1 protein-coding gene is annotated in these 780 nt (G+C 38.2%); it reads left to right on the top strand.

Annotation, left to right across the window (positions count from 1 at the left end; all coding sequences use genetic code 11):
• Positions 1-276 precede the first annotated feature (276 nt).
• On the top strand, positions 277-780 hold a 504-nt coding region (locus tag DNJ75_RS15020; protein ID WP_206609140.1), incomplete at its 3' end, for a hypothetical protein.

Here is a 780-nt window from a genome sequence, read left to right as displayed (position 1 = left end):
GTTATCAGTTTACGAATGTCGTGCCAGAGCCTTATTTATCGCATCCGTACACCACAACAACGGTTATTTCAGAAGCAGGCAAAGACCATATTGTGTCAGGAACCAACTTTGGGCTATTAAACTTCAGAAAGCGCAATTGTGTTTATTTATAACCGTGCTTTGAATTTTTTACTTATCACTTCTCACTTTTTACTTTTCCTAAAAACTAAAAACTAAAAACTTTTTGAGCTTAAGTACTTAAACACTTAAGACGTTCATTCACAGGAGTAAATTGATATGTTTTTATGTCACCTCAAGATATTTCACTTTTCTAGCTTGTTTAAGTCATTGAGTTTACGCTTAGTTATACAAGTATCATTGGTTGTTAACCTGCTGATGTTAACAGGGGTAGTGCAGGCAGATACTGAGCGTAATAGTTACGATCAACAACAGGTTGAATCACTACAAGCAAAGCTAACAGACACTGCCAAAGGATATTATACGCAGGTCAAAAGCTATGGCAAAGATGCCAGCGCTAAAGCACAGGACTATCAGCGATATGCTCGTGATTATGCACACATCACATCCGCAAAACTCAGTGATGCGCAAACGCAGATGCAAAACTATTTTCAGGATTATATGGATGATATACGTCAGCAGTTAGTGACACCCAGTGAGGATTTTCATGGGGTTTATATATTTGCGTCACTGGGGATGCCCATTGAGACTTTAAGGGTATTGAACAAACAAGCTGCTGCACTGAAAATTCCATTATTGATACAGGGATTATATGGTGATTCG

The organism is Cysteiniphilum litorale (genome assembly GCF_003428165.1).
Taxonomy (GTDB): domain Bacteria; phylum Pseudomonadota; class Gammaproteobacteria; order Francisellales; family Francisellaceae; genus Caedibacter; species Caedibacter litoralis.
Note: the sequence above shows the minus strand (reverse complement) of the source record. Positions and strands in the feature narration are given on the sequence as shown.